The sequence below is a fragment of the Streptomyces sp. NPDC056160 genome (genome assembly GCF_042268205.1).
Taxonomy (GTDB): domain Bacteria; phylum Actinomycetota; class Actinomycetes; order Streptomycetales; family Streptomycetaceae; genus Streptomyces.
Genome location: NZ_JBHJUW010000043.1, coordinates 56,375 through 62,414 on the forward strand (window position 1 = coordinate 56,375; position 6,040 = coordinate 62,414).

General features: G+C 73.6%; 4 protein-coding genes and 2 pseudogenes. All 6 read left to right on the forward strand.

Annotated elements, in window-relative coordinates; genetic code table 11:
* Positions 1-82 precede the first annotated feature (82 nt).
* A complete protein-coding gene (locus ACFC02_RS18175) occupies positions 83-2,194 on the forward strand; it encodes a DUF2264 domain-containing protein (protein WP_376357692.1) in 2,112 nt (703 codons plus the stop codon).
* 128 nt (positions 2,195-2,322) lie between these two features.
* Entirely contained in the window at positions 2,323-3,381 is a 1,059-nt protein-coding gene (locus ACFC02_RS18180; RefSeq protein WP_376357695.1) for a substrate-binding domain-containing protein, read from the forward strand.
* Between the two features lie 88 nt (positions 3,382-3,469).
* On the forward strand, positions 3,470-3,595 hold the full coding sequence (locus ACFC02_RS18185) for a hypothetical protein (RefSeq protein ID WP_376357698.1): 126 nt from the start codon (positions 3,470-3,472) through the stop codon (positions 3,593-3,595).
* Between the two features lie 20 nt (positions 3,596-3,615).
* Positions 3,616-3,720, forward strand: a pseudogene (locus ACFC02_RS18190) (sugar O-acetyltransferase); the annotation flags it as partial.
* A gap of 8 nt (positions 3,721-3,728) precedes the next feature.
* Positions 3,729-4,267 (forward strand): annotated as a pseudogene (locus ACFC02_RS18195) (TetR/AcrR family transcriptional regulator); the annotation flags it as partial.
* A 324-nt stretch (positions 4,268-4,591) separates the two neighbouring features.
* A partial coding sequence (locus ACFC02_RS18200) for a purine-cytosine permease family protein (RefSeq protein WP_376357701.1) occupies positions 4,592-6,040 on the forward strand: 1,449 nt, incomplete at its 3' end.

Here is a 6,040-nt window from a genome sequence, read left to right on the forward strand (position 1 = left end):
GCGGCGGATCATTCGATCAATGGCGTTGACGATCGATCGGACGGCCTCCTAGATTCGGCATCCCGAGTCAGGAGCCGTCGACATGTCCCTTCCGCCCTTCCCGCCCGAGGACCGCACGCTCAGCCCGTACACCGGCTGGACCCGCGCCCACTGGGAGACGGCGGCGGACCGGCTGCTCGGCGCCGCGTTGCGGCACGCCGGCCCGGGGCACGCCCTGATCGCGCTGCCCGGCCCGCGCCCGAGCTGGTCCGGTCCGCGTTCGGACGCGCTGGAGGGGTACGCCCGCACGTTCCTGCTGGCGGCGTTCCGCGTCGCGGGTGCCGGGGGCCGGGACCCACGGGGACTGCTCGACCGGTACGCCGAGGGACTGGCCGCCGGCACCCGTTGCCCCACGGCCGACAGGGAACTGACCGGCCGCGATCCGGTGGCCTGGCCGGCCGTCGCCGACCGTGGGCAGGCCATGGTGGAGGCGGCCTCGATCGCGCTCGCCCTGCGCCTGACCCGCCCGTGGCTGTGGGACCGCCTGACGGCACCGACCCGCGCCCGCGCGGCCGACTGGCTCGCAGGCGCCCTCCACCACGCCCCGGTCGACAACAACTGGTGGCTCTTCCAGGTCACCGTCGGTGGATTCCTGGCCGAGGCGGGCCACCACACCGAGGCCGCCGAACGCGCCGTGGAACAGGGCCTGGACAGGATCGAGCGGTGGTACCTGGGCGACGGCTGGTACACCGACGGCCGGCCGCGCGCCGTCGACCACTACAACGGGTGGGCCTTCCACCTCTACCCCGTCCTGCACGCCCACCTGTCGGGCGACACGGACCTGCTCGACCGCTACGGCACCCGGCTCGCCGCCCATCTGCGCCAGTACGCGCACACCTTCGGCGCCGACGGCGCCCCGCTGCACCAGGGCCGCTCGCTCATCTACCGGTTCGCCTCGGCCGCCGCGCTGTGGGCCGGCGCCCTGACGGACCGGACTCCGCTGACGCCGGGTGCCACGCGGCGCCTCGCCTCCGGCGCCCTGCGCCACTTCCTCGACCGGGGCGCCGTGGACGGGGACGGCCTCCTCACGCTCGGCTGGTACGGCCCCTGCCCGCCGCTGGTGCAGCCGTACTCGGGTCCCGCCTCGCCGTACTGGGCGAGCAAGGGCTTCCTCGGGCTGCTGCTGCCGCCGGACCACCCGGTGTGGACCGCCACCGAGGAACCCGCCCCGGCCGAGCGGGCCGACACCGTCCTTGCGCTGCCCGCGCCGGGCTGGCTGGTCCAGTCCACCGCGGCGGACGGGCTGGTGCGCCTGCACAACCACGGCAGCGACGACCAGCCGGCCGACGAGGTGCTGCCGGACGATCCGCTGTACGCCCGCCTCGCGTACTCCACCGCCACCGGCCCCGTCTTCGAGGGGACCCCCGACAACCACTTCACGCTGCTGGTCGGCGGCGAGGCCGGCGACCGCGGCCCGATCCACCCCCTGGGCGCGGGCCACGGCTGGGCCGCCTCTGCCCACCGCCCCCGGATCGCGGGCGCCGAACTGCCCGGCGTCGCCGTCACCTCTCTGGTGCTCGTCTCGGGCGACCTGGCGGTCCACGCCCACCTGGTCCGGGGAGCCGCCGCCGGAACCGGGGTACGGCACACCGGATGGGCCGTGGCCGGGCAGGCGGTGCGCACCACCTGCACGGACGGGCGGGCGCACGTGCGCGCCGAGCGGACCGAGGGGCCCGCGCTGCTGTCCGAGGCCGTCGCGCTGCACGGTTTCCACACCGCGCGGACGCGGGACGTGCCCGCCGGAACCGCCTTCGGGCCGTCCGCGGCACTCCCGGTGCTGACCGGCACGGTCACCGGCGAGGAGTGCCTGTTCGTCTCGGCGATGCGGCTGACCGGTACGGACACCGCCGCGCCGATCGCCGTGACGATCGAGGCCGAGGCCGTGCCGCAGGGGCACCGGCTGCTCGTCCACCGGTCCGGCGGCGACCGGCCCGGCGGCTGCGACCGGCCCGGCGGCGGCTGCGAGGCGCTGTTCCACTCGGACGGCGTCACCGTCACCGTCGGCGCGGCCCGGCCGGAGGCGCGGCCGGGGTCGGGACCGACGGCCGCCGGTCACAGCCCGGGGCCGCCGTACGCGCCGCGGCCGGGCTCCGCCGTGGACGATGCCGGCGCACCCGGTAGTCGTGGAGACCGGCGGCCGAGCCCATACGGATGAACCGTTAGATCAAATATCGGTCAGGAAGCGATCGGAACGATAATTACGGGTCAATAATGAGCACTAGATCAATATGAGATCGAATGATATCCTGGAAAGAGAGTCGGACCACTGAGAAAGGGGCCGCCATGCCGATCGCGGCGGACGAGCGCCGGACGCGGATCCTCGAGATCCTCCGCAAGCTCGGCACGGTCCGGGTGACGGACCTCGCGGACCGCCTGGACCTGCCTGCGGTCACGGTGCGCCGTGATGTCGCCGCCCTCGCCGAAGCCGGCCTGCTGCGCCGCGCGCACGGCTCGGTCTCGGTCCCCGAGGAGCGTTCCGGTGTGCCGGCCGACGCCCGCACCCTGGGCCTGATCGTGCCCACCGTGAGCCACACCGTCAGCCAGTACTTCGACGAAGTGATCGCCGGAGCGCGTGCCGCCGCCGCCGACGCCGGAGCGCATCTGGTGCTCGGCATCTCCTCCTACGACCCGGGTTCGGACCGCGTCCAGGCCGAACAGCTCCTCAGGTCGGGCGCGGAGGGGCTCATGCTCACTCCCAACTGGATGTCCACGAACAACACCCAGGACCGGCGCTGGCTCAACGAACTGCCGGTGCCGGCCGTGCTGGTGGAACGCCGGGCCGCCGCCGGGACCCCCGCCGCGGAGCTGGACTCCGTCAGCTCCGACCACCACCACGGAGTCCTGCTCGCCCTGCGCCACCTGGCCGAGCTGGGCCACGAGACGGTCGCCCTCGCAGCCCGCCGCGACACCTGGACCGCGATGAAGGTGCGCAGCGGCTACGCCGAGGCCTGTGAGTGGCTGGAGCTGACGCCGCGGCCGGTGATCGACATCGACGACCCCGCCACGGCCCCGGAGGAGGTGAGCCGCAAGCTCGCCGAGGGCGTCGAGAAGGGCGTGCGGGCCGCGCTCGTGCACAACGACCAGGACGCCATCCAGCTTCCGGCCCTGCTGCGTGCGCGAGGTCTGTCCGTGCCCGAGGATCTGGCGCTGATCAGTTACGACGACGTCTTCGCGGCCCTGGGGGCGCCCCCGCTCACCGCCGTGGCCCCGCCCAAGAAGGCCGTCGGCGCCGCGGCCGTCGACCTGCTGCTGCGCCGGCTGCGGCACGGAGCGGCCCTGCCGGTCCACCGGGTCGAACTGTTGCCGGAACTGAAGGTCCGCGCCTCCTGCGGCGGCGCCTGACCCGGGCTCCGGCCCCGGTCCCGGGCATCGCTGCCCCGGGGAGTGACGCCGGGCCCGTCCGCCGACGTGCGTACGAACGTACACTCCCATGCGTACGATCGTACGCATGGACTACTTCGCCGGCGATCCCCGTACGAACCGCGAGCGGATGCTCGCCGGTGACCTCTACATCGCCGACGACCCGGACCTGGCCCGCCAGGCGGCGGCGGCGTGATCGTGCTGCCCGGAGTGAGCATCGGCGACAACAGCGTCGTCGGGGCCGGCGCCGTGGTCACCAAGGACATTCCGGCCGACGTGGTCGCCGTGGGCAACCCCGCCCGGGTGACCCGCGCCCTCTAGGGGGCCCGGTGGCGACCGGACATGCCGACCCCCGCCGCCGCGAGCGGATCATCGCGGCGGCGCTGGACCTCATCGCCGAGGAGGGGGTGGCGGGCACCTCGCACCGCAAGGTCGCGGCCCGCGCGGGCGTCCCCCTCGGGTCGATGACGTACCACTTCCGGAACATGGACGAACTGCTGCGCGAGGCCTTCACCGCCTTCGCCGCCGGTGTCGTCGCCCTCTTCGAGGAGTTCCTCGGCACCGCCACCACGCCTCAGGAGGCAAGGGCGGCGGTCACCGATCTCGTGCACCGGATCTCGGAGGGTGACCGACGGGACGTGGTGCTCACCCATGAGCTGTACACCCTGGCCGCCCGGCAGCCCGCCTACCGGGAACTGACCGGGCCTGGATGGAGGCGAGCCGGCGGGTGCTGGGACGGCACTTCGACCCCGCGACGGTCCGCCAGCTCGACGCGCTCATCGAAGGGCTCTCCCTGCACCGCGCGCTGGACACCCGGCCGCACGAGCGGGCGCTGACGGCGGACGCGGTCGCCCGCATCACCGCGCCAGGCTCCTCGCCCGCCTCCGAGCCCCAGTCCGCCTCCGAGCCCCAGCCCTCTTCCGGGCCTTCCTCTGCCCCCGGACCCTCCGGCGGGCCCGCCCCGGAGCCGGCGCCCGCGCCCCCGTCCCCGGAGGCCGAGGAGGCGGCGAGGGGCGAGCAGGTCCGACCGGGGCGGCTCGGAGTCGCCCGGGACGGTCGCCCAGGACCGATCTGCGGACAGGCTATTGGCAATCCATTCATCGCCCCATAGTCTGCATAGCCATATGCAGTCGGTCCGAGCGCTCGCCCGGCCAAGCGACATCGTCCGGCGCCTACCAGGACGGAGCACCATATGGCCCAGGCATTTGTGGAACGACGTTCCATCGACGTCGTCCCCGACGAGGAGCGCCACGGCACGGCGTTCTCGCAGTTCACACTCTGGCTGGGGGCCAACCTCCAGATCACCACGGTGGTCACCGGCGGCCTCGCCGTGGTCCTCGGCGGCGACGTGGTCTGGTCGCTGGTCGGCCTATTGGCCGGCAATCTGCTGGGCGGCGCCGTCATGGCCCTGCACTCGGCGCAGGGGCCCCGGCTCGGGCTGCCGCAGATGATCTCCTCGCGGGCCCAGTTCGGGGTGCGTGGAGCGGTCGTGCCCCTGGCCCTGGTCGTGGTGATGTACGTCGGCTTCTTCGCCAGCGGATCGGTGCTCGCCGGGCAGGCCGTCGGCAAGCTGACCCATCTCGGCCCGGTCCCCGGCATCATCATTTTCGCGCTGGTCACCGCGGTGATGGCGACCGTCGGCTACCGCGTCATCCACGCGCTGGGCCGGGTGGCCAGCGTGGTGTGCGCGCTCAGCTTCCTCTACCTGGGCGGCCGGCTCCTGAGCCGGATCGACCTCGGACACGTCGCCCACCAGCACCACTTCGCGCTGCCGATGTTCCTGCTGGCCATGTCCCTGTCGGCGTCCTGGCAGCTGGCCTTCGGCCCGTACGTGGCGGACTACTCGCGCTACCTGCCCCGGACGACCTCGCCCCGCGCGACCTTCGGCTGGACGCTCGCCGGCACCGTGCTGGGCGCCCAGTGGTCCATGGCCTTCGGCGTCCTCGTGGCGGCGACGGCGGGCACGGCCTTCCTCGACGACCAGGTCGGCTATGTCGTGGGCCTGGGCGGCGCGGGCCTGATCGCGTCCTTCCTCTACTTCGTCATCGCGCTCGGCAAACTGACCGTCAACGTGCTCAACACCTACGGCGGGTTCATGTCGATCGTGACCAGCGTGAGCGGTTTCCGCGGTCAGCGGGTCCTGACGCGGGGCGGCCGCACGGCCTACATCGCCGCCATCATGGTCGCGGGCACGGCCGTCGCGCTGGCCGGGCGGAACTCCTTCCTGGACTCCTTCGCCGACTTCCTGCTCTTCCTGCTGACGTTCTTCACCCCGTGGTCGGCCGTCAACCTGGTCGACTACTACCTCATCTCCAAGGAGCGCTACGACCTGCCCGCCCTGTCCGACCCGAACGGCCGCTACGGCGGCTGGCGCTGGGAGGCCCTGCTCGTCTACGGCATCGGACTCGCCGCCCAGTTCCCGTTCCTGACCACGAGCTTCTACACCGGACCGTTGGTCGGCCCGCTGGGCGGCGCGGACATCTCCTGGATCGTGGGCCTGGTCGTCCCGGCGGTGCTCTACCGGTTCCTCGGCGCCCGGCGGCACCGCTCGACGCCCGCCCCCGGCCCCGGCGCCCGGGCGCAGGCGCCCGGAACGGCCGGGCCGTCCGGCGACACGCGCCGGCCGGCCGCGACCGCGGAC

Coding starts and splice junctions, on each gene's coding strand:
- ACFC02_RS18175 (WP_376357692.1), top strand. CDS start 83: ATGTCCCTTCCGCCCTTCCCGCCCGAGGACCGCACGCTCAGCCCGTAC.
- ACFC02_RS18180 (WP_376357695.1), top strand. CDS start 2,323: ATGCCGATCGCGGCGGACGAGCGCCGGACGCGGATCCTCGAGATCCTC.
- ACFC02_RS18185 (WP_376357698.1), top strand. CDS start 3,470: ATGCGTACGATCGTACGCATGGACTACTTCGCCGGCGATCCCCGTACG.